At 44.0% G+C, this 26,190-nt stretch carries 19 protein-coding genes and 1 tRNA gene; 5 read left to right on the forward strand and 15 right to left on the reverse strand.

The genetic code is table 11. The features are described 5' to 3' along the window. Positions 1-50: 50 nt before the first annotated feature. Genes addA through QP860_RS01680 form a run of 5 tightly spaced genes read right to left on the reverse strand, consistent with a single transcriptional unit; the run spans position 51 to position 10,517 of the window. Positions 51-3,788 carry a helicase-exonuclease AddAB subunit AddA gene (gene addA, locus QP860_RS01660; RefSeq protein ID WP_168166225.1) on the reverse strand — a complete coding sequence of 1,246 codons (3,738 nt, stop codon included), beginning with the start codon at positions 3,786-3,788 and terminating at the stop codon, positions 51-53. Then, a complete protein-coding gene (locus tag QP860_RS01665) occupies positions 3,775-7,395 on the reverse strand; it encodes a PD-(D/E)XK nuclease family protein (RefSeq protein WP_070617010.1) in 3,621 nt (1,206 codons plus the stop codon). The genes addA and QP860_RS01665 overlap by 14 nt, the downstream gene beginning before the upstream one ends. 1 nt (position 7,396) lies before the next feature. Next, positions 7,397-8,653 carry a peptidase T gene (gene pepT, locus QP860_RS01670; protein ID WP_070617129.1) on the reverse strand — a complete coding sequence of 419 codons (1,257 nt, stop codon included), beginning with the start codon at positions 8,651-8,653 and terminating at the stop codon, positions 7,397-7,399. A gap of 24 nt (positions 8,654-8,677) precedes the next feature. Continuing rightward, positions 8,678-9,802 carry a Nif3-like dinuclear metal center hexameric protein gene (locus tag QP860_RS01675; RefSeq protein WP_070617009.1) on the reverse strand — a complete coding sequence of 375 codons (1,125 nt, stop codon included), beginning with the start codon at positions 9,800-9,802 and terminating at the stop codon, positions 8,678-8,680. Next, positions 9,795-10,517: a tRNA (adenine(22)-N(1))-methyltransferase gene (locus QP860_RS01680; RefSeq protein ID WP_070617008.1), complete on the reverse strand. Its 723-nt coding sequence runs from the start codon at positions 10,515-10,517 to the stop codon at positions 9,795-9,797. The genes QP860_RS01675 and QP860_RS01680 overlap by 8 nt, the downstream gene beginning before the upstream one ends. Positions 10,518-10,743: 226 nt before the next feature. On the opposite strand from QP860_RS01680, the gene QP860_RS01685 reads away from it, so the two are divergent. Both QP860_RS01685 and QP860_RS01690 read left to right on the forward strand, forming a co-directional pair. Beyond that, positions 10,744-10,816: transfer RNA gene (locus tag QP860_RS01685), tRNA-Thr, on the forward strand. 461 nt (positions 10,817-11,277) lie between these two features. Continuing rightward, positions 11,278-11,829: a biotin transporter BioY gene (locus QP860_RS01690; RefSeq protein ID WP_070617007.1), complete on the forward strand. Its 552-nt coding sequence runs from the start codon at positions 11,278-11,280 to the stop codon at positions 11,827-11,829. Positions 11,830-11,962: 133 nt separating this feature from the next. Here QP860_RS01690 and grdD read toward each other — a convergent pair whose 3' ends face one another. From grdD to selD, 8 genes are all read right to left on the reverse strand, one after another. Further along, positions 11,963-13,120 (reverse strand): glycine/sarcosine/betaine reductase complex component C subunit alpha, encoded by a 1,158-nt coding sequence (gene grdD / locus QP860_RS01695; protein ID WP_284912072.1) that lies wholly within the window; start codon positions 13,118-13,120, stop codon positions 11,963-11,965. Between the two features lie 11 nt (positions 13,121-13,131). Then, complete coding sequence (grdC, locus tag QP860_RS01700; RefSeq protein WP_284910836.1) at positions 13,132-14,667, reverse strand: glycine/sarcosine/betaine reductase complex component C subunit beta; 1,536 nt, start codon at positions 14,665-14,667, stop codon at positions 13,132-13,134. Between the two features lie 213 nt (positions 14,668-14,880). Then, positions 14,881-15,354, reverse strand: a complete 474-nt coding sequence (grdA, locus tag QP860_RS01705) for a glycine/sarcosine/betaine reductase complex selenoprotein A (protein ID WP_083294294.1) — start codon at positions 15,352-15,354, stop codon at positions 14,881-14,883. Positions 15,355-15,525: 171 nt separating this feature from the next. Beyond that, positions 15,526-16,914 (reverse strand): L-seryl-tRNA(Sec) selenium transferase, encoded by a 1,389-nt coding sequence (gene selA / locus QP860_RS01710; protein ID WP_070617003.1) that lies wholly within the window; start codon positions 16,912-16,914, stop codon positions 15,526-15,528. 12 nt (positions 16,915-16,926) lie between these two features. Further along, positions 16,927-18,801, reverse strand: a complete 1,875-nt coding sequence (gene selB / locus QP860_RS01715; RefSeq protein ID WP_284912073.1) for a selenocysteine-specific translation elongation factor — start codon at positions 18,799-18,801, stop codon at positions 16,927-16,929. An 11-nt stretch (positions 18,802-18,812) separates the two neighbouring features. Beyond that, positions 18,813-19,076 carry a putative Se/S carrier protein gene (locus tag QP860_RS01720; protein ID WP_070617001.1) on the reverse strand — a complete coding sequence of 88 codons (264 nt, stop codon included), beginning with the start codon at positions 19,074-19,076 and terminating at the stop codon, positions 18,813-18,815. Between the two features lie 8 nt (positions 19,077-19,084). Next, entirely contained in the window at positions 19,085-19,426 is a 342-nt protein-coding gene (gene yedF, locus QP860_RS01725; protein WP_070617000.1) for a sulfurtransferase-like selenium metabolism protein YedF, read from the reverse strand. Positions 19,427-19,457: 31 nt separating this feature from the next. Further along, on the reverse strand, positions 19,458-20,432 hold the full coding sequence (selD, locus tag QP860_RS01730) for a selenide, water dikinase SelD (RefSeq protein WP_256374731.1): 975 nt from the start codon (positions 20,430-20,432) through the stop codon (positions 19,458-19,460). A gap of 532 nt (positions 20,433-20,964) precedes the next feature. On the opposite strand from selD, the gene QP860_RS01735 reads away from it, so the two are divergent. The 3 genes from QP860_RS01735 to grdB are packed head-to-tail and all read left to right on the forward strand — an operon-like array spanning position 20,965 to position 23,999. Then, positions 20,965-21,363: a GrdX family protein gene (locus tag QP860_RS01735; RefSeq protein ID WP_070616998.1), complete on the forward strand. Its 399-nt coding sequence runs from the start codon at positions 20,965-20,967 to the stop codon at positions 21,361-21,363. A gap of 27 nt (positions 21,364-21,390) precedes the next feature. Continuing rightward, the gene (locus QP860_RS01740; protein ID WP_070616997.1) at positions 21,391-22,677 is read left to right on the forward strand and encodes a glycine/sarcosine/betaine reductase component B subunit; all 1,287 of its coding nucleotides are present in this window, start codon (positions 21,391-21,393) and stop codon (positions 22,675-22,677) included. Between the two features lie 29 nt (positions 22,678-22,706). Then, positions 22,707-23,999, forward strand: coding sequence for a glycine reductase complex selenoprotein B (grdB, locus tag QP860_RS01745; RefSeq protein WP_083294292.1), 1,293 nt, complete (start codon positions 22,707-22,709; stop codon positions 23,997-23,999). 86 nt (positions 24,000-24,085) lie between these two features. On the opposite strand, the gene QP860_RS01750 is transcribed toward grdB, so the two are convergent. Together QP860_RS01750 and QP860_RS01755 are read right to left on the reverse strand one after the other, a co-directional pair. Continuing rightward, positions 24,086-24,754: a Crp/Fnr family transcriptional regulator gene (locus QP860_RS01750; RefSeq protein ID WP_070616995.1), complete on the reverse strand. Its 669-nt coding sequence runs from the start codon at positions 24,752-24,754 to the stop codon at positions 24,086-24,088. A 143-nt stretch (positions 24,755-24,897) separates the two neighbouring features. Then, on the reverse strand, positions 24,898-26,187 hold the full coding sequence (locus QP860_RS01755) for a glycine/betaine/sarcosine/D-proline family reductase selenoprotein B (RefSeq protein ID WP_083294291.1): 1,290 nt from the start codon (positions 26,185-26,187) through the stop codon (positions 24,898-24,900). Between the last annotated feature and the right edge of the window lie 3 nt (positions 26,188-26,190).

Genomic DNA, 26,190 nt, shown 5'->3' on the forward strand with positions numbered 1-26,190 from the left:
ATAAATAACAACAAGAATATTATAGCACATAATCTTTCATGAAGACAAGTCTATTTTAAAGAAAATGTCTTTAAATTTTCTAAAGCAATGATCCACTTGTCTTGGACAGGCTTCTGGTAGATATTCTCTAGGGCTCTTGCATAGATATCCATTTGCACCTGATAGCGTTCCGCAAAGCGTTCTGCTTGCTGGTCCATAGAAAGATAGGCCAAACGGTCCGTCTTGAAATCATAGAGTACCAGTGAATCTTCTAAAACGACGAAGCCATCGATGGTCCCGTGGATGAGCAGCTTGTCCGAAGCTTCCAGGTCGTAGAAGATTTCCTTAGCTGGCATCAGGAGTGAGAAGCTCTTTTCACGGTATAGCTGGTCTTTTTTGCTGAGCAGCCAGCGACCGGTATCCGTTTCATAGAAAGCGGCCAAGCGGTCAAAGTCAAGCTCTGCCTCAAGGGAAGCTTCTAGGGCCCCTTGGTCTACCAAGCGGTCAAAGAGGGCTTCAAAAGCCTGGGCACTGGGCGACTGGTCGAGGGGTAGCCACTGCATAAGCAAGTGGGCCGCTGATCCAATCGCACGGGGGTCAGCCTGCTCTTCCGTTTGGATAAAATGAGGCCGCTCCCAGTCCGGATTCACATAACGGCGGGCAGGCTTTCGAGGACGGACTTGGCCATCTTCCCATACTGCTAATTCATGGTCGAGTGGTTCCTGCAAGAGACGTTTGAGCTCACTCACCGATTGGTAGCTAGCAGTTTGCGTGGCCAGATGATAGGGGTAGCGGTAGTCTGCCTCAGGAACTAATAAGACCTGGTCAGCCCTAGCCTGTTCATCTGAATTCCTCTCTCTTTCACGCCCCCCATGGAGAAAGTGGTCGCGGTCTCTCACTAAATCTTCACCATTCACAAAAGCTAACTTGATATGGAAAGGATCTTTTGGCTCTAATGACTCGGCACCCTCTATACTTCCCCTAAAATCCTTCTGTACATCCGGATGACGGACAATAGCCGGACCGATCCAATCCAAAAGGCTCCTGGCTCCTAAGCGATAGCTCTTGGCCAGGCGTTCTTCACCCACTGCCGGATGGGTCCAGCTCGCCAAGGCCTTCTCCCCATCATCCACACTGGCCACTAAGATTAATTTTTGTTCAGCCCGGGTAAAGGCCACATACAATTTCCGCATTTCTTCTGCCAGGCTCTCTTCTTTAGCTTCTAGGCCAGCCATTTTATGCAAGGCACTGGTGTAAGAGATTTGCTCTTGGCGGTCATTAACCTTGAGGCCAAGGCCCACTTTATCATTGACAATGACATTAGCTTGAAAATCCTGGCGGTTAAAGCCCTTGGACAAGTTCAAGTAGAAGACGACTGGAAATTCCAGACCCTTACTGGCATGGACGGTCATCAATTGGACAACATTCTGGTCTGGATCGACCAATTGAGGACTTTCCAAGTCATTATCCCGCTCATAGATCATCTCAATAAAGCGGATAAATTGGAAGAGCCCCCTAAATTGCTTGGCTTCAAATTGTTCGGCTTGCTTGTAAAAGCCGTGCAGGTTACTCTGTCGCTGGATACCATTGGGCATGGCAGCCACATAAGACAAGAAGGCCGTATCCTGGTAGATCCGCCAAATCAAAGCAGCGATCGCTTGCTGGCGGGAGTATTGCCGCCAAGTCTCCAAGGATGCCATAAAATGCTGGACCTTCTTAAACAAGCTTGTCCGGCGGTCGGCGGTCTCCATATAAGCTAAAAGAGCCTCATAGTAATGGACGGACTTATCAACGAGGCGAATCTTAGCCAGGTCGACTTCATCCAAGCCTACAATAGCCGAACGGAGAACAGAAACTAAGGGAATATCTTGGTAGGGATTGTCAATAATCTTAAGCAGGTTGACCATAATCATAATCTCTGTCCGCTTAAAGTAATTGGTCAACTTATCCAGGGCCAGAGGGATTTGATAGCGCTTAAAGACTTCCTCTACCTGTAAGTGGTGCTTGCGCGTTGGGCTGAGGATGACGATATCATCATAGCGGATGGGACGCTCTTCCCCTGAGGCCTTGTCATAGATGGGAAAGCCCGATTCGATCATAGTTTGGATGCGTTGGGCGATCAATTCTGCCTGGCCAGCATCACTATCCTCTAAGTCATCTTCGACCTGGTCCAGGTCTTGACTATCAAAAATTAATAATTCAGGAATCATCTGGGCCTGGTCTGGATAAGCTGTATAGCCCGTAATCAGTTGAGCCTGGTCATCATAAAGGACCTGGCCAATATCATCCGCCATCAACTGCCTAAAGACATAATTTGTTAAGTGCAGAACATCATGGCGGCTACGGAAATTCTTCAACAGATCGATCCGCTGCCCCCCTTTCCCCTCCGCATAAGCCTTATACTTCCCGACAAAGAGCCCGGGTTCAGCGAAACGGAAGCGGTAGATGCTCTGCTTGACATCGCCCACCATGAACATATTATTGTCATAGCCTTGGCGGGACATAGTGGTCAAGATCGCATCCTGGAGTTCGTTCACATCCTGGTACTCATCGACCATAATTTCAGAAAAGCGTTCTTGGTAGTATGCGCGTGCCTCATTCTCACCGCCATCAGAAGTCAAAATCGCATAAGCGCGCAGTTCGATTTCCGCAAAGTCTAAGACATTTTCCTGGTCACGGTAGGCTGCCATGGCATCGATGAAGGCAATGACAGTTTCAACTAAAGCTTGGGCCAAGTTTCCGGACTGGTCGAGCATCCATTTTTGACTCTGGTCGGAAAAAGCCAACCAGTCGGCCTGCAATTTCTCATAATCCGCTTTAACCTGGTCAATTCGTTCCTTGTAGTTTGCGCTCAAAGCATAGATCTCATCATCATCTTCGAAGTCTTTCTTGCTTCGACGCGGCAAACTAGGCCAAGGACGAGATTGGAAGCTTTCAAATAAGTCTTGGTAGGTCATCTGGTCTAAGCCCTCGACTAGGCCAGACACCTGTTTAATTTGTAATTGCAGACCAGCTTCCGACATTTTCTCAAAACCAGGCGCTAAGTAGCGGGGCAAGTCATTATCAATACGGATCAAACGCGCCTTGATGTCAGCTAATTGCCGGTGGATCTCGGGTTTCACAGCTTCCTGGAAGAGAGGCGATTGGTCATAGGAGTCAGCCGTATGGTAATAAGCCAGCAATGACTCTAGCCAAGCCTTAGGATCAGCATGGGACCGGGCCTTGTCATAGAGGTCAAAGATCAACTGGTCAATGCCCTCATCGCGCCGGCCATCACTGAAATTCTCGGCAACTAAGAGATAAGCCTCATCATTGCTCGCTAAGCGCTCCTCCTTCAGCCGCTGCCAAACTTCATCTTTAATCAAAAAATTCTCCGTCACATCCGTCACCAGGCGGTAGTTAGGATCCATCTCGATTAAATAATAGAAGCGCTGGATAACTTGCCGGCAGAAAGCATCGATAGTAGAAATATGAGCCTGACTGACCTGGCCTATTTGTACGGTTAAGTGGCGGCGCAGGTCTTCATCCGTGGCTTGGTTAATAGCCATCTTGAGTTCTGCTTCAATCCGGTCCTTCATCTCACTGGCTGCTAATTCTGTAAAGGTTACCACGAGGAAGTCGAGCAGCTGATAGCCACGTTTTAATTTTTGGAGGATGCGTTCCACTAAAACCCGGGTCTTCCCTGACCCGGCAGAGGCTGCGACCAGTAGATTATCCCCCTCCTGGTAGGTAGCCTGCCATTGTTCAGGCGTCTGCCGATCCCCTTCGCTCTGCAAGGGCAGCTCAGTCAGACGCTTAGGATCTTTCATCATCTAAAGCTCCTTTCTCTTCAAGTGCTTGCTGGATTTCTTGGAAGAAGGTCTGGCGGTCATTAGCCGTCAAGCCCCAATCCCGGTAGCGGTTGCCCCCATCAACTGGATCAAAACAGGCAATCGCATTCAGTGGGTACTGGAGGGACGGAATATAGAGACTTTCCTTATCCTGGCGCAAGGGAGCCAGTGCAATCTCGCCTTCTAGGATAGCTTGAGCGGTCTGACGGATCTTGTCATCAACAAAGTCTAAGAGCCAGGTCCATTCCTGGCGGTTTAAGCCGTAAGCATCTTTCTTTAGGACAAAATTTTTATTCCATTTATAAGGATAGCTGAGTGAGCTCTCTTTTTCATCGGTTGTCGGATCGATCGCTTGAAGCAGGTCCAGATCAGCCAAATAATAGCCCGTTAATTGATAATTTTTAGGCATGGTTTCTAAGGCCGTTCCTTGAAAATCGGCTTCTTTTTTGATGGGACGGACTTGGTCAGACACAAGCTGGTGGAAGGTGCCAAAAACTTCTGCCCCCTCTCCTCCTTGGTCAGCCCTTAAAGCTACTTGGGCATAGGCAAAGAGTTGAAGGGAGAGGCCTTCATAGATATGCCGGAATTGGTAAGACTGCTTAGACGATTTATAGTCCACCACTTGCAGGTAGTCGATCCCTTCATACTGCCAAGTATCTAAGCGGTCGATTCGGCCCCGCAAGAAGACTGACTGTCCCTCAGTTAGGCTAAGCTCATAAGCCGGCAGGTTGTTCTGGGAATTACCCGCTAAACCAAAAGATAATTCATTCGCCCGAATCCGCGGCTTAGTTACCCGCTGTTGGCGAATGATTTGTTGGATCACTTGGTAGAGCGTCCGGTTGAGAGAGTGGTTCATCCAGCTAAAACGCGCACTGGTTGTAAAAATGGTATTGGCCTCATCTTCGAGAGCTTGGGCCACCAAATCTTTCAACAAGCTATAAACTCGGTCGGCACTTAAATCTTCTATCGCGATCCGGTCCTTTAGCACACGGTCAAAGAAAGCCTGGAGGAGGCCATGGTAGTAGTTCCCGGTCTGAATGGGATCGAGCTGCATCCGCTCCCTTTCCCTTAGTCGTAAACCGTAGACCAGGTAATAAGAGAAGGGATCCTTATTAAAAAGTTCCAACTGCGAAACAGAAGTAAACAAGGGTTGACCATAGAGGGCTTGGGCTAAGTCGGCAGGCAAGTTTTTGACCTGGTTACTATAATCAAGACCCGCTAAGACCTTCTTAATCTCTGGATGGGTCTGGCGGAGGGCCTTAACTTGTTGGTAGAGGGAGGCGTAGCTAGCCGGCAGTTGCTCACGGCGCATCTTAGCCAGGGAGAGCTTGCTGGCCAGGTGGTGAACTTGGCTGCGCCAATTGCCCAGGTGAACCTCTTCATGGGCCTGGAGCACTAAGTTTTGCGAACTATGGAGCTTCTCTTCTAAGCCATAAGCTTGGCGCACTTGGTCTAAGAAAGGCGAAATATTCGAAGTCTTCTCCCCTAATTCATTATAGGGATAGCTGATGTAGAGCTTGTTATAGGCCGATAAAAAAGTCTTGTAAGCAATGAAAGCTTCATTCAGCGTCTTTTGTCGGGTCGAGGCAGCTAGTGATTGCAGGTCCGTCAAGCCCTGGCTAATCATATCGCGGTCTTCATCACTGAAGAGGCTGTGGTTCTCATATTGGCGGGGCAGACTTTGCCGAGTTAGTCCCAGGACAAAAGTTACCGGCTTAGCACTTGAACGCTGGCTATCCAAGCCTGAGATGCTCACACTATCTAGGCTAGGCGGCACAATACTGTACTTCGCTTCGCGGAAAGCTACCTGGATGAGGTCGAAGAAGAGCTCCACCGAAAAGTCTTCCTCAGCAAAAAGTAAGACATATTCATCCAAAATCTGGACAAACTCTTGCCAGGCTTGCTCATGATGGCGGGCCAGTTCCAAATCCCCCGCATCAATCAGATCATCACGCCAATTTAGAACTTGTTGAGGGATTCCCAATTTTTCCAAAGTGCGGTAGAAAGTCGTTAGAGCCTCCTTTGTTGGTAAGGAAGATTCCCAAGTCTTAAAAAGCGGATCCAGACTGTTAAAGAGGAAATTTTTCAAGCGATTAGCCTCTTCTTCAATCACTTGATCAGCCTCTCGGGCAATCTTTTGCCCCTGGTCATCCAGCTCTAAGTAGGACCACTCATAGTCGGACTGCCAGAAGCGCCGCCCCTCATAGCCATTCTTGAGAACCACATTCTCAGTCTGATCTACCACCCGGCGAAAAGCCTTTTGGCCGTTTTGTCGGTCCTCAGCCTCCAAGTAAGCAAGCGGCATTAAGAGCTCACTGCGCAAGAGGTTAAAGACATCCTGATAGCGCCAATTATAGCGCCAAATTCGATACAAGCTATCCAAGAAACGTGACAAGGGATGCCGCTGCATACTTTCGGCATTGTCAATAAAATAAGGGATTTCATTCTGTTCTAAATAGGGCAGGATTTGATAACGATACTTGTCCACATCGCGCGTCAGAATTTGGATATCTTTGTAGCGGTATCGGCCACTAGCCACCAATTGGTAAATCTTATTGGCTACTTGCTCGCTCTCTACATAAGGCGACTCACACTTCCAGATCTCTAGATGATTCGCTAAGTCAGCTGTTCCCTTAGGCTCATTGGGCTGCCCCTGACGGTTACGTTGACGCAGGTATTCATCCAGCCCAGCAAAAGCTGGCGCATAAGCTGTATTGGGGCCCGCAAACTGGTCATCTGCCACGGGAATATCATGGCTCTTGGCTAAAGCGTAAACTTGATGGTAAGCCTCTCCTGTAATGGTAAAAAGATCATCCCAAGCTGGCCCCGACTGGCGGTAGGCCCGGTCCGCTGTCAGAATGACTTCGAGCTTGGGGACCTTAAGGAGGAAGGCCTCAATAACCTGCAACTGCCGCGCTGTAAAGCGGTAAAAGCCATCAATAACCACCCTCACCTGGCTCATGTCTTCTGACCGGATATATTCATCGAGAGCTTGGTAAACGGCATGGCTAGCCAAAGTAAAGCGCCCCTGCTCAGCCTCATAGGCGCGGTAAATCATAGCTAATTCCTTTAGCTTATCCACTTGGCGAGCTTTTAATGAGGAGACCTGGGGATCTTCCTGGGCTAAGATTTCATCTAAAGAATCGGGATCGATATTCCCCATTTCCAATTCATGGAAAAGATCAGCCAGTTCGGATAGAAAACCAATTTTATTGAATTCGCCCCGGTAAAGTTTAAGCTCATCGAATAAATCATGGAGAACCTTCCGCAAGAGCATCATGGTCCCCACAGAGGACAGGGCTTGCTTGTCATGGGGCCAGTCTGCCTTGAGCAAAAGCCAGGCTAGACGTTCGAAGCTCATCACCTGGAGCCGCATCATCCCACTCGCCCCATCGCTTACTTCTTCCCCCTTAGCCAGACCTTGGATAGCTTCCAGGACCTGGACTTCCATATCGAACTTCATATGGTCAGGCACCAGGTAGAAGATTTGACGGTCGGGATGGTTCCTTAAGTCAGCCACAATATCCGCATAGACCGCCGACTTATCAGAATAAGTATCGGTCATACGCAGGAAATGCAAGGTCATGCTAAACCTCCTTACTTAATTGGTCATAGTCTTTAGCTAAAGAAACAATGGCTAAGATCACTTGAATGGCTTTCTCCATGGTTTGCACCGACACATATTCATAGCGCCCATGCATATTCTCTCCGCCAGCAAAAATATTTGGCGTAGGCAGGCCGCGATAAGTCAGGATAGAGCCATCTGTTCCCCCACGAACCGCTTCAATATCCGCTTCGATTCCCACAGCCTCAAAGGCCTTCTCTGCGAGATGGACAGGCCGCATATCTTCAGCCAGGATGCTGCCCATATTATAATATTGGTCGGCCAGGTCGACCTTAACGACTTCTTGGTCAAAACGATTGTTGAAATCTTTTTCTAGGGCCAAGATTTTATCTTTCTTAGCTTCAAAAGCCTCACGATCATGGTCGCGGATGATATAGGCGGCCTCAGCTTCTTCGACCGTTCCCGACAAGGATAAGAGATGGTAAAAGCCTTCCCGACCTTCTGTTTTTTCTGGGCGAGCCCCTTCAGGTAGAGCCGCGTGGAAGTCCATAGCAACTTGTAGGGCATTAATCATCTGGTCCTTGGCTGTTCCAGGATGGACATTTTTACCAAAGAAGTGCAATTGAGCGCTAGCCCCATTAAAGGTTTCATATTGTAATTCGCCAAGCGGTCCCCCATCCATGGTATAGGCGAAGTCGGCAGCCAAACGTTCCACATTGAAGCGTGTAGCTCCCATGCCGATCTCTTCGTCGGGTCCAAAGGCTAATTTAATATCGCCGTGCTTAATTTCTGGATGCGCCATCAAATAGAGGGCTGCTTCAATAATTTCCACAAGTCCTGCCTTGTCATCAGCCCCCAAAAGAGTGGTCCCATCGGTAGTGATCAAGGTCTCACCAAGGTAGTTCTTTAAGCTAGGAAAAACTGCTGGGTCCAGGCTATAAGAGCTGTTGCCTAGGGGAATGACGCCCCCATCATAATCTTTCACCACTTGTGGTTGGATGTTCTCAGCGTTGAAGTCAGCTGTATCCACATGGGCAAAGAAGGCAATCACAGGGTAAGCATGGTCAGGATCATTGCTTGGCAGCAAGGCCGTCACATAGCTATCATCGCTATGATATGCCACATCTGATAGGCCGAGCTCCTTCAACTCTTCCGCTAAGTCTTTGAGAAAAACGACCTGTCTTTCCGTAGAAGGGATTTGATCCTCACAACTTTCATCTGAACGAGTATTAATCTTGGCATAACGAACAAAACGATCGATAATATTTTGGTAAGAGATTTCTTCAGTCATTTGACTTCCTCCTTAGTAAACAAAAGTAAAAGGATCCGTATTTAATTGGCTGCTAGCATAAGCTAGGGACCAATCTTCTTCTTCGATCCAAGCCGCTAGGACTTGAGCCAACTTATCCTTGCAGATAGACTCCATATGGTGGCCAGGATCAATCACATTCAAGCGGTTGGCTATCATATCATGCCCCGTATGGTAGGAAACATCTGCGGTAATATAAACATCCGCACCCTTGGCTATGGCATAGGGATACTCATCAGCCCCAGAGCCACCAAGCACCGCCACCCGTTCCACTTCTTGGTCCCAATTCCAGACCACAGCCCGCAAGGCATCGACTCCTGTCCGCTCCTTCACTAAGTCTACATAATCTCTAAAGGGCATAGGAGTCTTCAATCGACCAACCCGGCCGATGCCTAGAGCCTGTCCCTTATTAGCTAAAGGAAGCAGATCAATCACTGCTTCTTCATAAGGATGGAGTTGGCGAGCTAGGTCTAAAGCAGCTGACAGCTCAGATTGGCTAACCAGGAAAGAGAAGACAACTTCATCAACAGAGGTTTCTTCCTGAGCTGAACCAATATAAGGTTGAGCCTGGTCCAAGGGCCGGAAATGCCCCTGCCCCTTAGAAGTAAAGGAAACCTGGTCATAGTTGCCAACCTGGCCGTAGCCAGCCGCAAAGATAGCTGCCTGGTAGTCCGCTAAGTTTTCTTGGGGCAGGTAAACCTTGATACGGTAATTTTTATCTTCCTGGTAGCCGTATAAGACCTCGGTATCTACAATATCGTAAGCCTCTGCCAGCCAGTCGTTCATACCTCCCCAGGCCGCATCGAGGTTGGTATGGGCTGCATAAACCGCAATACCGTGCCGAACCAACTCAGCATACATGGCTTGCTGGGGATCATCTTCAGTTAGCCGTTTAGGCGCCTTAAAGATGGGCGGATGGTGGGCGAGAATCATATCGCAATCCTTTGCAATTGCCTCCTCAACCACTTCTGGACGCACATCCAGTGTCAAAAGTACTTTGTGAATTGCCTGGTCCAAAAAACCAAAATGCAAGCCCACTGGATCTTTCCCCAAAGCTAGGGACTCAGGGGCAAAACTTTGAAACTTTTGAACGATATCTCTAACAGTTACTTTAGTCATCTTTAATCTCCTCCTCCATTATGCGGATCTGCTCTTCAATTAATTCTTGGTAGTGTTTAAAACTCGCCTGCTTCTCCTGGTTTGTCGATTGCCTTAAGGATTGGTTAATACCTTTCGCATGCTTCAGTCGGCGGTAGAGTTTTTTATGGAAAACTTCTGGATTAGAAGCCTTGGTAAAGGGACCAAAAACGAGGGCCTCTTCACTTAAAGAAGGAACACTTTCGCTATAATCAGCCACAATAATTTCATAAATTTTTTGATTTTCTTCTAAAATATACTCTGTCGTAATCTGATAGTGGTTGGTTTCCAACCAGCGCCGCAATTCCGCCTCTCCCACATTGGGCTGGAGAACCAAACGCGGACCTTGGTCTAATTTCCCTTGGGCCTGGCCAGCTGCCAGTATGTCCACAATCAATGAACCGCCCATCCCTGCAATGACAATGCAGCTTATCCGATCGCTTGCTTGAATAGCAGCTAAACCATCGGCTAGGCGAACTTGGATACAATCGGCTAAGCCACGCGCCTGAACGGTAGCCAAACTCGACTGGTAAGGCCCCTCGGCAACCTCCCCACAAACTGCAGCCTCTACACGGCCAGCTGCCACTAAATAGCTAGCAAGGTAGGCATGGTCTGAACCAATATCAGCCAATCGTGCTCCCTGAGGAACATAGTCCGCAACCTTAGCTAGACGTTTCGATAAATGTTCACTTGTCATATAGTCTCTCCCTATCGCAAAAAGATTTACTTTCATTATACCATTAATTGACTTGCCATAAATCTTTAGGAATCTGTCATTTGCTCAAATACAAGAATCTAATAAAAATTTATTTGCAGCTCTTTGTATTTTTGAGTCAACCAGGCCTCATTCAACTATCTTACTCTAAATTTAAAAAAACATTTTACAAAGTCCCGTAAAAGGTCTATAATAGGAATATCGTTTCGCTGGATTAGCTCAGTTGGTAGAGCATCGCATTCGTAATGCGGGGGTCACAGGTTCGAATCCTGCATCCAGCATTTTGTGCAATCTAATAGACCCTATTAAACCCTAGTAAAACACCCCGAAAACTATACATTTGCTATAACTTTTTTATCACCAACTCACGTAGCGCAAGGCTTTCAAGATTAATTTGCTATAACTTTGTAAACAATAGGCTTTGTATATCATATTTATATTAAATGTAAAAAGAGGAGGCTAATACAGTCTCCTCTTTTTTGTATACATAATAAAATACACGCAACCATAGACTGAGGCCTTAAGAAAGTTTGCGCTTTAATTTCTTCACATGCTATGGTTACGTGCAAACTAAGTATAACATATTTAGTTGATAACTTGCAACCATGATGGCACAAATCGATACATTCTCATTTAAACAAAATATACTAAAACAAATGTCAACCTATATATATATTTTAAGTTGACATTTGTTGTTCTTTTAATTATACTTTAAACATCAATAAACATGAGGTGTCAATGAATGAATAACAAAAGAAGTAAAGACCTGACAAGCATTGCCATTATGATTGCTATTATCATTGTTTTAGGGCTCTTCCCCCCTATCCCTCTTGGTTTTTTACCAGTACCGATTGTCCTGCAGAACTTAGGAATCATGCTCTCCGGATCCCTACTCGGGGCGAAAAAAGGCAGTGCAGTGGTGGCAGGTTTTCTGATCCTAGCAGCCATTGGTTTTCCAGTTTTAACTGGTGGCAATGGTGGTCTTCAAGCTTTCTATGGACCATCTTCTACCTATCTCTTCGCTTATCTCATGACAGCCTTCCTTATCGGCCTTGCCCGGGACCGTCAACTTCTTAGTCAGGATCGTCCCCTCTTTGTCCAATACTTGGCTATTTGGATCCCTGGCGTCTTGCTCACTAATCTCGTCGGTGCGATTGGAATGAGTCACTTCGGCAATATGCCCTATCTAACTGCCGCTGCCAGTACACTCGTTTTCTATCTTGGCGACTCGATTAAAGCTTTCCTAGTTCTCATCTTAGTCAAAAGGCTCGATAAGCTTGCTATTTTTAAATAGGCCCGACCTTTGCGAAAAATCAACTAGCGATTCTATTATGGAATCGCTTTTTTAATTAATTTTAAAACTGAAAAGAGCCCCACTACTGAGGCCCTTATCAATTACTTATATTTATTCAAGGTGTACTTCCCGGTTAAATAAAGCCAGCTTCTTTAATTGCTTCTTTTGCTTGATCTTCTTTGGCTTCGTTAACCATAACTACTGGACCTGTACAGCCCATACCACTTTCAGCATAGATTCCAGCTTTCCAGCAAGCTTGTACGGCTTCTTCAAGATCTAAGACATCGATCCCAGCAATGGATACTGAAACAATTTCTTTTTCTGGAGCTGAAACTTCTTCTTCAGCTGCTGGACTAGACTTAACTTGTAGGTCATCACGGATTTGATCAAGACCTGCTTTTTTAGCTGCTGCATATTCCTGTTCGCTAATCGCAATCAGGTCACCTTTAGCCACTTCATAAGCATAGGTCAGAGCGTTCTTAATGACATTAGCTCCGGATGCGCGAGATACGATACAAATATTGAATTCATAGCCCTCTCCGATACTAGGACCATAGCCATAACCAGTTGCTTCATAACTCCCACCAGTGTTAAAGGCCGAGAACATTTTCATCAACAAGTTACCCGTTAAGGTATCGGTGACAACAACATCAACCGCTGCTTGTAGGAGGTCGTTTCCTCGCAGGATAGCGCCCCCATCAGCACGTTTAGATTCACCAAATGTGAATTCATAGCCCTTAGATTGGAGCTCTTTCAAGGAACGTTCAACCTTATTAGCTCCATCAACGTTCAGAATACCAAGTGTTGGCTTGTCATAGCCACAAGCTTTAGCTGCTGTAATCCCATTAATAGCATTCAGAACCATGGCCTCTTCACGGTTTGTAGCTGTTGTACCCGTTGTCGTCGCAATGAAAACATCCTTGCCATTAGCAGGCGCTTGAACACGTCCTACTGTGGATACCCCAATAGGAAAAGCATGGTGCAAGGTCACACAGCCTTGGATGGTCCCATCAGCTAAGAGTTCTTCTACCTTATCTGAAACACTCTGCTCGTCATCCGCTTGATAGAGTTCATATTGGTCGGTCCAGTCGTAAGCTGAACCAATCAAAACGAGGTCGAATAAGTTGTCTTTTTTAGCAGCCTCAGCCGCTTCTTTCATGACTTGGTCGCCATGTTCTGAACCATTAATGGTCAAACCAATTTTAATTTTTGGCCCCATTTGACCGCTTTCTAGAGCATCAGCTAATTCTTCAAAGACTTCTTTAATCGTTGATTTTACTTGTTCTGACATTGTCACACCTCCTACTCTTCCGAAAGGTTTGCTGCAAAGTCACGTAAAGCATTAGCAAGTTCGGATTTCACAGCTTCTTTGAAGTCCGTATTCTTAGCTTCTTCGACTTCTCCACTATTCCGCTCAACAATAACAGATAGACCGTCGAAGAGGTTGGTCATACGGCCTAAGAAAAGGGAGCCTTTACCGATGATCATAGCACGGTTCTTGTCACCGCTAGTTAAATCTTCAATAGCAAAGCCTAAGTATGGCACACCTGAAGGAATGTGACCCTGAGTTGGTGCCCAACCCGGAATTCCTTTTTCTTTTAAGAAGTTTGGAAGTTCAGAGCGTTCGAGTTCTTTACGCATAACCCCTAAAGCACCGATCATTTTCACGTTAGCTTCTGGCACATTACCTGCCCCTGCTGGAACAGTGATATCAGGATTTTGCATTTCAGAAGAATAAACATCGATATCATTAACAGAAAGGCCTGCATGGTCTAAGGCATCCCCTACTAAAGCTGTCATTACTTTTTGAGGACTCGAACCGCTTGAAACCGTGTGTTTACCGATTAAGTCAGTATGTAGAATTGGTGACTTGCCATCATTTTCCCCTACAAGAACTGCGAATCCACCAACTACATCTTCTAGGATCGGCATGTCTTTTTCGACGTGAGACTTACCATTCATCCCTAATTTCGCAGTAGATCCCCCAGCCACAACAACCACGTTTTTATGGGTACCTGCTGCTACCATTGATGCCGCTGAAACTAAGGCGTGGGTTGGCGCTGCACAGAAGCCGCGGACGTCTGAACCAGAAGCATTAGCACAGCCACATTTTTCAGCGATTGACTTGGCAAAGTTCCCCCCACCGCGTTGGTTAATATCACCGCAGGCTTCTTCAGAGCACTCAATAACATAGTCAACATCTTCTGGATTAATATCTGAATCAGCAAGTAAGTGGCGCAATGATAAGATACCTGACGCCTTAACGACTAGGTTTTCAAGCATGGTATGAGCATTTAAGTTCACATCGTATTCATGTGCTCGGTGAACACAGCCAACTAGTTTATCTTCATAGTAAAGAGGCTCAGCTTCAAATTCGTCAATATGTTTTTCAATATTCTCAATTGTATCTACTTGTTTAATGCTGTCAGCATCTTCTTTGAACAATTCATTGTCCTTAAGCGCTGCTTTTACTTCTTCAGCAAAAGATTCTTCTAAGAAGACTAATTCAAAAACATCGGCAATTTCTAATAAGCCGTAGAATTCCTTTTCAGGTAAAATTTCCCCAAAGCGGCCGTGGCGCTTACCTTCTACGGGCTTGTCATACCAAGGAAATTCAAGTTCAGATAACTCATCTGGAGTCATGTTCCCGATATAAACTTGGTTGGGCGCATAGTTAACCACTTCTTCATAGGAGCGGATATGTTCTGGAGCTTTCTTCAAATATTCGCTATCAGGATTAACCAAACGTTCGGTTGTTTGGGTGGAACCATTTGCCATAATCATATCAGGAGTATGTACTAACACATAACCCGCTGCTTTTAAACTTGCATAATTCATTGTCATTCTCCTATCTTTTAAGTCGATTTCTAGTAAGCGCATTCAAAATGCGCCAAAAATTTTTTCCTTACGCCTTATGTTACGTTTTTCACAATTAAAGAAATGATATGCTCTCTTACTGGATAAGCTAAGAAATAAAAAATGGGCACCGGTGTGACAGATTCACGCCGGTCACCCATTTTAAAAAAATACTTTAAAATTGTAGTGATAATCTTAGTATTTAGAGAACTGATCGCGAATTGATGTCATCTCTTCACAAATAGCGTCGACATCCAATACCATTTCCATCATTCCGATTTGATCATCGTAAACATCTTCATTTACGGATTCTTTGAACTCTGGTTCTACTGCATGGCAGAATGCCAGACCTAATTGTACTCCTGTCAATGGGCCTGCATAAGTCGGGTCACCGTTGGTTACGGTTTCAGCTGCTAGACCAGCAGATTCTGCTTCCGCACCACCAATTAACACGATAAGGTTTTCAGGGCCATGTTTTTCAGCTGCTTCTTTAACTCTGCGTTGATTTTCCAAATCCATTGCTCCCGCAGCCGTTCAGACAAAGCACTCCGTAGATGAAAAAATAACTTCTGCTGGTGTATCCGCTAAACATTCTTCCATAGCTTCGCCAGGAATACCGTCACGGTCACCAATGATAAGAACTTTTTTGCCGTTCCAATCAATAGCCATATCAATTCCTCCTTTAAAACTTGGTTCCAATAATTAATCACTCCAAATAGTCATTAACTATGTGAACCATTAAATTATCTTACAATCTTATTATAACGTCCTATTTGAAAATGTCAACTTTTTCATCCATAAAACTTGGGTAAATTGTTTTATTGACCTTAAAGAAAGGGCTTAACTTTTAGAAAAGAGATCTTTTAAACAAGCTGTAATCAAAGCGTTTTCTCCTTCTTGAAGAGTTCTGACATCAAAAGAAAGCAAGCCATCATTCAAACGCGCAATAATATGGTCAGGGCTGAGCCGCAGTTGTCTTTCAAGTTCCGTACCGGAATAATCAGCATGTTGGAGACTAACCAAAGCTGTGTCAAGATAGACACCAGGGAAGGCCCCACCCCCAACCTGGGATTTTCCAGCAATCACTTTGACATCAAAGCCGACTTCCAACTGATCAATCTCATTCTTTAACTGCTCTGCCTTGGACCACAGCTCTTCTTGTGAAGCTCTAATCATAGCTAGGGTTGGAATTTCCGTTAAGGCGCGATCTTTGTCTAAATAAAGGCGCAAACTTGCTTCAAGCGCAGCAATAGACATTTTGTCTGTTCGTAAGGCTCTCAAGAGGGGATGTTTCTTTAATCGATCAATATAAGTCTTTTTGCCGGCAATAATCCCTGCCTGGGCTCCGCCCAATAATTTGTCCCCGCTAAAGCTCACCAAGTCATAGCCCGCTTCAATCATCTCCGAAACAGTAGGTTCATAGGGTAAGCCAAATTCTTGCATATCGACTAATAAACCACTCCCTAAATCATTAAAGATAGGCAGGTCATTTTTCTTGGCTAAAGCAACTAGGTCCTCATCTGAGACGGCTTCCGTGAAACCGATCAAACGATAATTAGAGGTATGGACTCTCAAAATAGCCCCCGTATCCTCTGTAATTCCCTCCGCATAGTCTGCAATGTGGGTCTTATTGGTCGCACCAACTTCAGCTAAGTAGGCCCCACAGCTGCGGATGACATCCGGGATACGGAAGGCACCTCCAATCTCTACGAGCTCGCCCCGTGAAATCAGGACTTCTTTGCCTTGCGTTAAAGCGGTTAGCATTAATAGGACGGCTGCTGCGTTATTGTTGACTAAAAGGGCATCTTCTGCCCCTGTCAATTCGACAATAATTTGACGGATATGTTGGTAACGGCTGCCTCGGTGGCCCTCTTCTAGATCATATTCAAGGTTGCTATAGCTTTGTGCTGCCTTAACCACTTCATCCACTGCTTCATCAGCCAAGAGAGAGCGTCCGAGATTAGTATGGATTACGGTACCAGTTGCATTAACCGTACGCTTCAAGCTAGATTCATAAATAGCTTCTAAACGTTTTTCCCCGCGCTTGAGGATATCAGCTTCACTAATGACTAAATCTTCTCCGGCTAGGATTTTTGTGCGAATGTCATCCAAACTTTCTTCCAAACATCTCTTTATCAGATAGTGGGGATAGCTTTCTTGCCAGTCATCAACTTGATCGAGACTGAGCAAGTGATTCATTGCAGGTAGATCGGATAATTTAGATTTCATATAGCCTCCTTTTTATTTCAAGATACGGACATCGCCTTGACGTTTGGTAATACCTTCTTTATCTAAATGTTCTAGAAGTTTTAACGCATATTTCCGGCTGGTTTGGAATAAGTCCCGGCATTCTGCTAAGGAAATACTTCCATTAGCGCTAATATGATCTTTGATTTTTTGGACGGCTTGCTGGTAGATCTCCATATCTAGGTAAGTATAGCGGTCTAATTGGAAAACCTGGTCACCGACTAGCATATTTAAAAGATCATAATAAGCTGGATCTTCATGGGTCAATTCTTCTACTTCTGGTGGCGCCATTGCGCTTTCCTTGAGCACCTTAAGAATTTCTTCTTTGATCTTCTCTTCTTCACCCGTTAATTTAATTTCAAAATCAGCTAAGCGGATAATATCATCTTCGAGCTTAATCTTCCCATCAGATTCTAATTGCTTAGTAATGGTATCCAATTCTTTAGCCGGCAACTTTTTAAACTGCGAACGAAATTCTTCAATCGGCATCCCTCGACGTAAACTTTCTTTATCGTGGTAGTGAGCCAATTTTTCACACATCTCATCAGCCAAGTCCTGGTAACGATCAACAGCCATATAGAAATGACCAAAACCTAGCAGTTGTCCCTCTTCTAACAAGTCATCGACAATTTCTTGGCAGGAAGTCATCGGTAGATTGAGATAGTCACTCATTTCCTTAACACTGCTTAAGCCATGAGCTCGGTGTTTCATGAAATCCATTAGAATATCTGCTGTATCGCCCTCTTCTTTAATCTTAAGGCTTTCAATGACTTCATCGTTAAAGCGTTTGTGCTTCTTAGGACTTGGATCTAAGACAAAGCCACCCCCTATGGTATAAACGGGTGAATAGGAACGAATAATAAAGCGATCATCTTTTTTAACGGCCAATTGCTCTTCTAAGCGCAATTGGACAAAGGCTTCTTCACCAGGCATGATAGCGCCCACACCTAGGGGCACAATACGCGCCAGCACTTCTCGAGTTCCGATATTCAAATGGACACGGTCCCAGAGTTCAATCATTTGGTCCGAATCTTCTAAGCACTTCAATTTCACATCGAGCATCCATGACAGTTCCAGTGGCCCAGCTGAAAGCACATCGCCTCTTGAAATCTCGTCTAAACTTAATTTAGTTAGATTTAAAGCCGTCCGATTGCCCGCGTGAGCCACCTCTTGGTCTTCTTCATGGATTTGAATAGTACGAACCTTAGTTTTTTGTCCACCAGGATAAACCGTCAGCTCGTCCCCAACATGGATTTTTCCCTCAATCAAAGTCCCCGTGACCACTGTCCCAAAACCTTTAACAGAGAAGGCCCGGTCCACATTCATCCGGGCAGGCAGGTCAAGGTTGTTGCTTTCCAGATGTTCACACTTCTCAGTAATCAGCGTACGCAATTCCTCAACCCCATAACCTGTCACCGCATCTGTTTCAACAATTGGTGCATCTTCAAGTACCGTGCCCTTAAACTGTTCATGGATATCTTCTTTAACGATTTCAAGCAAGTCGGGATCAACACCATCCACCTTCGATAAGGCAATAATAAAATCTTCTAAACCGAGCAAAGTTAATATATCAATGTGTTCTCGGGTCTGTTGCATAATCCCTTCGTTAACATCAATGACCAAGAGAGCAAAGTCAATCCCAGATACTCCAGCTACCATGTTCTTAATAAAGCGTTCATGGCCGGGTACATCGACAATCCCTAGACGTTCTCCATTGGCTAAGTCCATATAGGCAAAGCCCAAGTTAATCGATAGGCCCCTTTTTTTCTCTTCATCTGTTGTGTCGGTTTCGATACCAGTTAAGGCTTTAATTAAAGTCGTCTTCCCGTGGTCAATATGACCAGCAGTTCCCATGACATATTTTTCCAAAGCGTCCCCCCCTAATTCCAATCTAGCGCTGTGTATTGTTTGGACCGTCCTTCACCTTCAATAAGATATAAACCAGTTCCTTTCCTTCTTTCCTGGGAGAAAAACTGGTTTATGTCTTCGAAATTTGTATTTTTAATGCGTAGGGCTAAGCCACAAGCTGCAGAAATCGATTCAGGAGTAGGAACTAAGCGGGCCGAAAAGCCCGCTTCTTTAAATTCCTTTTCACCTTGCATAGCAGCTTGAGCGCCCTTAAAAGTTAGTAAAAAAATCGTCATAAGCTGACTTAAGGTTGAACGAGACGGTCATAAGAGTACATATTTTTAACTATTTCGGTCATATTGGAAATTTCACCAATTGCTACCTTGTCTTCTAGTTCAAAATAGTTGACACAAGTCCCACAAGTACCAATCCAAACGCCTTTGTCAGCTAAAAGTTCTAAATCTTCTACCGTATCAGCGCCTTTTTCAACCAGTAAAGCCCCAGTGTTATAGAATAAAATCTTTTCGGGTAAGCTTTCTTGTTCCGTTAAGTTATGGATAAAAGCTTTCATTAAAGTTTTGCCCAGTTCTGGATCGCCGTGGCCCATTTCATTACTTGATACAACGACAATATACTTTTCACTCATTTACAGTCTTCCTTTCCTATTCATAAAGTACTTACTCAACAATGATGGCATGACTATCTCTTTCCACAAAATGCCCCACTTGCCAAGCAGAAACACCAGCAGCTTCTAGGCTAGCCATAAATTCCTTAGCCTTATTCTGAGACAAACTAATTAATAGGCCGCCCGATGTTTGTGGATCATACAAGATATCTGCCAATAAAGCATCCTCTGCTTTAATCAAAATATCCTTACCGAAGTGGTTTAAATTGCGTCCAGCACCACCCGTCCGGATGCCTTTTTTAGCACATTCAAGGGCTTCTTCAATATAAGGGACGGCTGAAGCATCGATTTTGGCTGTCAGGTTAGCCTCCACCATTTCCATAAGGTGGCCTAGGAAACCAAAGCCCGTCACATCGGTACAAGACGAGATTGGGAAATCCTCCATCACTTCTGCTGCGTATCTATTTAGAGTGCGCATAGATTCCACTGCCTCATCAAAGGCAGTTTGGCTACACTCCCCTTTATTGTGGGCTGAGGTAATAATACCGACCCCTAATTTTTTAGTGAGGAAGAGAACATCCCCCGCCTGTGGTTGGTTATTTTGTAAAATGCGTTCAGGACTAACCAAACCCATTACGGATAAACCATATAAAACAGAATCATTATGGATCGAATGGCCCCCAGCGAGAACCCCGCCAGCTTCTTGAACTTTTTCAGCGCCACCTTGCATAATCTTTTCTAAATCAGCGAAGGATTTGTTGCGTGGATAACCGACAATATTCATTGCTGTGGCAACGCGACCACCCATCGCATAAACGTCACTCAAGGCATTTGTAGCTGCAATTTGACCGAATAAATAAGGGTCATCAACAACAGGTGGGAAGAAGTCCAAGGTCTGAATAGCAGCGACATCATCGCTAATCCGATAAACTGCTGCATCATCCGCAGAATCGTAGCCTACCAAAAGCTGGTCATCATGGTTTTTAGGTAGCTGGCTTAGCATCTCTGAAAGGTGTCCCGCACCTATCTTAGCGCCTCAGCCCCCACAAGTTTCTAATTTATCTTCTTCGTATTTCTTTTGATCGACCATTGCATCAACTCCTTGATTAATTTTTCTTAAGGCTAACAGTCTATTTATGAGTGAATAGCCTGTCTCATGTATAATTTACCACTTTTTTGCCTTAGACTCAAACGAATCACTTTGCTTTTTGTGATTCTTTTAATAAATTTTCGATACTTTTTTAACTGGCAAAAACCTTTTTTAGTAAGGGGTTTCTTTATTATCTCATCTTCAATTTAAATGCTTTTATATGATAAAGCGATTGAATAATATTTATTTCGTGTTACAATAACTATGTGAATGATTATGTTTGCGCATAATCGCGATTTATTAAAGAAATTTTATAACTCACCTATAAAATTTTCATGGAGGTTTAATCATGAACGAAAATAGTTATCTAAAGCGTCGTGCACGTTGACCAGATTTGTGAACAAGTTTGTTAGCGTTTTTTCTACCTTTCAATTCTTGAAGGGCTAAATTTAAATTTTGAGAGGTATATATGCAAATTATTACAAACAATCCACAAGTCAAAGAAAAGATCTCTGCTCCTTCATTAAGGTTACGTTTTGTCGATGGCGAATATCGTGATGTTTTGGAGAAAGCTAGGGAGGTAGTCGTTGACGAGAAGGTTTCCTTACTAACTCATCCCCTAAGCAGCAGTTTGAAACCCAATGAAACCTTTTATAAGTCAATCGCCCTAACTGATAAAGCGAAAGCAGCTATCGATCTAGAAAGTCTTGAAATGATGGAAAATGCTATTTCAGTATATGATAAATTTTCTGCACAAGAAAACAGACCTGCCTGGAATGAAGCAACACTCAGAGACTTTAGCTTAATTGACTTTGATCTGATTCAACATGCACTTGAGCGGATGCAAATTCCGCCACATTTTATGTAACTTTTAACATAATTGAGAGGTGAGTTTATGAAATTAGAATTTGGAGAAATTCAAATTAAGGATGTCGTATTAACTAACGAATCCAAAATTGAAGATTCTGTTCTATCTATTAATGAGCAAGAAGTCAAAGACTTAGTGCTTGAAGACGACCGCTTCGAATCGGTTGAAATTGAAATCGCCAAACCAGGTGAATCTGTTCGTATTACTCCTGTTAAGGACGTTATCGAACCCCGTGCTAAGGTTGATTCTAAAGCTGGCGTTTTCCCAGGTGTTATTAACCGAGTTGATACTGTAGGGGAAGGTAAAACAGTTGCCCTTAAAGGCTGTGAAGTTATGACAGCCGGGAAACTGGTTCGTTTCCAAGAAGGTATCGTTGATATGAGTGGTCCTGGCGCAGAATTAACACCATTCTCTAAAAATATTAATATTGTTTTAGTGGCTCAACCTGTTGAAGGCATTGAAACCCATGCCCATGAAGAAGCCCTGCGTTTAGCTGGCTTAAAAGTAGCGAACTATTTAGGCCAATTAGGGACGGAACTTGAAGCTGATAATGTTGAAGTCTATGAAACAAAACCAATCTTTGAACAGGCCAATGAATATCCTGACCTACCAAAAGTTGGCTACGTTTATATGCTACAAACTCAAGGTTTACTCCATGATACCTACGTTTATGGTACCGACGCTAAGCATATTGTCCCTACCATTCTCTACCCTACTGAAATCATGGACGGCGCGATTATTTCAGGTAACTGTGTATCTGCATGTGACAAGAATACAACTTACCACCACTTAAATAATCCAATTATTAAAGACTTGTATGCTCGCCACGGTAAAGATATCAACTTCATGGGTGTTATCATCACCAACGAAGCGGTTTACCTTGCTGACAAGCAACGTTCTAGCGATTTCACAGCTAAATTAGCGAAGTTCTTGGGCTTAGATGGCGCTATCGTATCTCAAGAAGGTTTCGGGAACCCTGATACAGACTTGATTATGAACTGTACGAAGCTTGAAAAAGCTGGTGTTAAGACTGTTATCGTAACCGATGAGTATGCCGGACGCGATGGATCTTCTCAATCCTTAGCAGATGCGGATCCACTAGCAAACGCTGCTGTTACAGGTGGGAATGCCAACGAAGTCATTACCCTACCTGCAATGGATCGCATCATTGGAACGACAGAATATGTTGACATTATCGCTGGTGGTGCAGAAGGTAGCTTGAAAGAAAACGGTGAAATCACTGTTGAAATTCAAGCGATCACTGGGGCAACCAATGAGTTAGGCTTTAATAAACAATCTGCTCGTTTTGTATAATTTAATAAGGAATCAAAGGAGGTTTATAAATGACTAAACGTGTTGTTCACTACATCAACCAGTTCTATGCTGGGATTGGTGGTGAAGAGAAAGCAGACACTAAACCCTTTAAAGAAGATGGTCCTAAAGGTCCCGGTCTTGGTCTAAATGGTCCTTTAGAAGATGCCGAAATCGTCGGCACTGTTGTCTGTGGTGACTCTTACTTTAATGAAAATATCGATACCGCTTTACCAGAAGTTCTAGAGATGATTAAATCTTATGAACCAGATCTCGTGATTGCAGGTCCTGCCTTCAATGCTGGACGTTATGGGATGGCCGCTGGTGCAGTCGCTAGTGAAGTCATTACTGAGCTAGGCATTCCTGCAGTAACTGGTATGTACGAAGAAAACCCAGGGAAAGAAATGTACAGCAAGACAGCTTATATTGTGCCAACAGGTAATTCAGCTGCCTCAATGCGTAAAGCAATTCCTGCCATTTCTGGACTGGTTAATAAAATATTAGCTGGGGAAGATGTGACACCAGATAAAGACGGTTACTTCCCTCGCCACCGTCAAAACTATCAAGCAGAAGAACGCGGCTCTTTACGTGCTGTCAATATGCTGATTAAGAAATTAAATGGCGAAGAATTTACTACCGAATATCCAATGCCAGAATTTGATAATGTGGATCCAGCTCCTGCCCTCAAGGACCTTAAGAATGCAACCATCGCCCTCGTAACATCCGGTGGTGTTGTACCAGAAGGCAACCCTGACCACATCGAATCATCTTCCGCATCTAAATTTGGCGCTTACAATATCGAAGGCGTTAAAAACTTTAAAGACGGTTACGAATCTGCCCACGGTGGTTATGATACAACTTACGCAGATGAAGACGCTGACCGTGTGTTACCGCTCGATATCTTGCGTGAAAAAGAAGAAGCGGGCGAAATTGGTAAAGTCTACAATACCTTCTTCACGACAGTTGGGAACGGTACTGCAGTAGCTAGCGCTCGCCAATACGGTGAAGAAATCGCTAACCAATTGAAAGAGGATGGCGTTGATGCCGTTATCCTCACCTCCACCTGAGGTACCTGCACGCGTTGCGGAGCAACGATGTATAAAGAAATTGAACGCGCTGGTATTCCAATCGTTCATATGTGTACTGTTACACCTATTTCTCAAACCGTTGGGGCGAACCGGATTGTACCTACAATCGCTATTCCTCACCCACTCGGTAACCCAGAATTAAGTCCAGAAGACGAACATAAACTTCGCTTAAACTTAGTTAACAAAGCTCTAGATGCTCTACAAACTGACATCAGCGAACAAACAATTTTTGAATAAATGTTCTTAATAAGACTAGCTTAAATCAAGCCTGATCATACGCACAAAAACGACTCGGTTTCGAGTCGTTTTTTAATGGCCTATTTTTAAGCGTTTTCTAAAATCCTATTTAAAGCCGACCGGTCATTTATGTGAATACGACGACCATAGATTGAAATTATTCCATTATTGGTCAAACGTTTTAACTCTTGATTTAAAGAAGACCGATTCACCAAAAGTATATCTGAAAAGAGTTCCTGAGTTCCTGGTATCCTAAAATTATCTCTCTGGTCACTCGAAGTTAGGAGCCAGAAAGCCAAACGTTGGGATACTTTAGGATAGCTAGCTGTTTGAATGACTTTCTTGTTTTTTAAACAATATTTAGAAACAAATACCAATACATTTGACATAAGTTTTGGATCAGCATCAATACAGGCCTTTAGCTCCTCAACAGGTAAACAATATACTTGAGCCTGTTTATGGCAATAAATATTATAAGGGTAAGTTGTTGCTCCCCCATAGATCAAATATAAGGGAAAAGCGTCATAGCCGAAGTAATATGACGATACAATTTCCTTACCATTCATTAAATATTCATTTGTTTTAAGACATCCCGATGCAATGACATAGATATATTGAATCGGATCACCCAAAAAATTAACTCGCTCACCTACTTTAAAATTTTTTACTCTGATATTCATTGCATTAATTAGGTCAACACTTTCCTTACTAACATTTTGAAATAGTGAAAAATTTGCTAATTCCTTATAGTACATCCTCACACCTCTAAACCCATTTTAAAAGTAATGTTTTATAAATGATAAGTTTATTTTATCATTTAAAAGCTGAATTATTATTATAAATAGATTTTTTAAAAATAAATTTAAATAAGGGAAGAGTCAGACTCTCCCCCTCTAAGTTATTCTTTCTTAAAAACAGTCGGTGAGGCGACATCAGTTGATAGCGCACGAATCGCCCGATCTACTAATTCATCTCTAAGGCTCGCTTCTCTGTCATCTAATTCAGGATTGCCCACAGGATAAGGAATGGCTATAGTTGGTACAATTCTATTAGCACCAACAGACTCCGAAATAGTAGTAATCGTTGCCATATGCACTATAGGAATTCCAAAACGTTCAATTTCTTTAACAATCGTTGCACCGCAACGCGTACAGGTCCCTCAGGTAGAAGTTAGGATGACGCCGTCTACTTTTGCATCTGAAAGTTCTTGACCGATCTCTCGACCAAATTTCTCAGAATTTCCGACAGAAGTCCCTGTCCCTGTTGTTGAGTAAAAATACTTGTAGATATCTCCGATAGTCCCCTTCTCTTTTAGGCGATACAGTTCATCTAAAGGTGCAATACGGTCGGCCTTATCATTCGCATAAACTGGGTCAAAGCCCCCATGAACAGTAATAAATTTACCTGCAAGCTGAGTTAAATTTGAGACATCATATTTTACCCATTTCTGAGCAGAAGCGGATTGCAAGTGGTCAGGGTTACCCTCAGGAACAATTCCCCCTGTTGTGACCAGAGCAATTGTCGCATGCGGCATATCTGTAATTGGACTTGCTGCTTGGACATAATCGAATTCTGGCATGGGAAGCTCAGTTTCATAGCTTTCGTTATGCAGACGTTTTAAGAGCATTTCGCTAGCTCGCTCAGCTCCTGTTTGATTAGAAAAGACCGTCAAACGACGCCCCTGCATCATAAAGCCATCTTCTTCTGCTAAAATTTCTTTACCAGCCAAGATTTTAGTTGCTAGCTCAACCATAGCAGGTAAAGCCTTACGCATCGATGCCGCTGAATCACCAGTGGGAACGATATAGGCATGGCTACGGCATTGTGCTACGGCTGGATTTTCATGGTACATCCCAGTAAGAACCGTCGTTTTATCTTTTAGGGTATTCGCAACACCTGCACAAGCCATCCCATAACGCCCTGCATTAAAAGCAGGACCAGCGACCACTAAATCTGGCTGGAGCTCATTATAGCTCTCCATAATAAATTGTTGGGCAAGTTCTAAATTTTCATTGAAGTAATTATCCCCACAAATAATAGTATGGGTCACTTCTCCTTCTTCTAATTGCTGGGAAAAAGCCATAGCTGGTCCAATGGCACCTTCAACTAAACGCGGTTCTATATCAGCTTGATCTTCGCCCCCAATTTGACCAAAGAACTGGTTTAAATAATAGAGTACTTTTTTCATTAT

Source organism: Aerococcus sp. UMB1112A (genome assembly GCF_030230715.1).
In the GTDB taxonomy this organism is placed as follows: domain Bacteria; phylum Bacillota; class Bacilli; order Lactobacillales; family Aerococcaceae; genus Aerococcus.

What these genes read in the sequence shown, in the direction of transcription:
- addA (WP_168166225.1), bottom strand. Translation starts at nt 3,788, where the DNA reads ATGAAAGATCCTAAGCGTCTGACTGAGCTGCCCTTGCAGAGCGAAGGG.
- QP860_RS01665 (WP_070617010.1), bottom strand. Translation starts at nt 7,395, where the DNA reads ATGACCTTGCATTTCCTGCGTATGACCGATACTTATTCTGATAAGTCG.
- QP860_RS01675 (WP_070617009.1), bottom strand. Translation starts at nt 9,802, where the DNA reads ATGACTAAAGTAACTGTTAGAGATATCGTTCAAAAGTTTCAAAGTTTT.
- QP860_RS01680 (WP_070617008.1), bottom strand. Translation starts at nt 10,517, where the DNA reads ATGACAAGTGAACATTTATCGAAACGTCTAGCTAAGGTTGCGGACTAT.
- QP860_RS01690 (WP_070617007.1), top strand. Translation starts at nt 11,278, where the DNA reads ATGAATAACAAAAGAAGTAAAGACCTGACAAGCATTGCCATTATGATT.
- grdD (WP_284912072.1), bottom strand. Translation starts at nt 13,120, where the DNA reads ATGTCAGAACAAGTAAAATCAACGATTAAAGAAGTCTTTGAAGAATTA.
- grdC (WP_284910836.1), bottom strand. Translation starts at nt 14,667, where the DNA reads ATGAATTATGCAAGTTTAAAAGCAGCGGGTTATGTGTTAGTACATACT.
- selA (WP_070617003.1), bottom strand. Translation starts at nt 16,914, where the DNA reads ATGAAATCTAAATTATCCGATCTACCTGCAATGAATCACTTGCTCAGT.
- QP860_RS01720 (WP_070617001.1), bottom strand. Translation starts at nt 19,076, where the DNA reads ATGACGATTTTTTTACTAACTTTTAAGGGCGCTCAAGCTGCTATGCAA.
- yedF (WP_070617000.1), bottom strand. Translation starts at nt 19,426, where the DNA reads ATGAGTGAAAAGTATATTGTCGTTGTATCAAGTAATGAAATGGGCCAC.
- QP860_RS01735 (WP_070616998.1), top strand. Translation starts at nt 20,965, where the DNA reads ATGCAAATTATTACAAACAATCCACAAGTCAAAGAAAAGATCTCTGCT.
- QP860_RS01740 (WP_070616997.1), top strand. Translation starts at nt 21,391, where the DNA reads ATGAAATTAGAATTTGGAGAAATTCAAATTAAGGATGTCGTATTAACT.
- QP860_RS01750 (WP_070616995.1), bottom strand. Translation starts at nt 24,754, where the DNA reads ATGTACTATAAGGAATTAGCAAATTTTTCACTATTTCAAAATGTTAGT.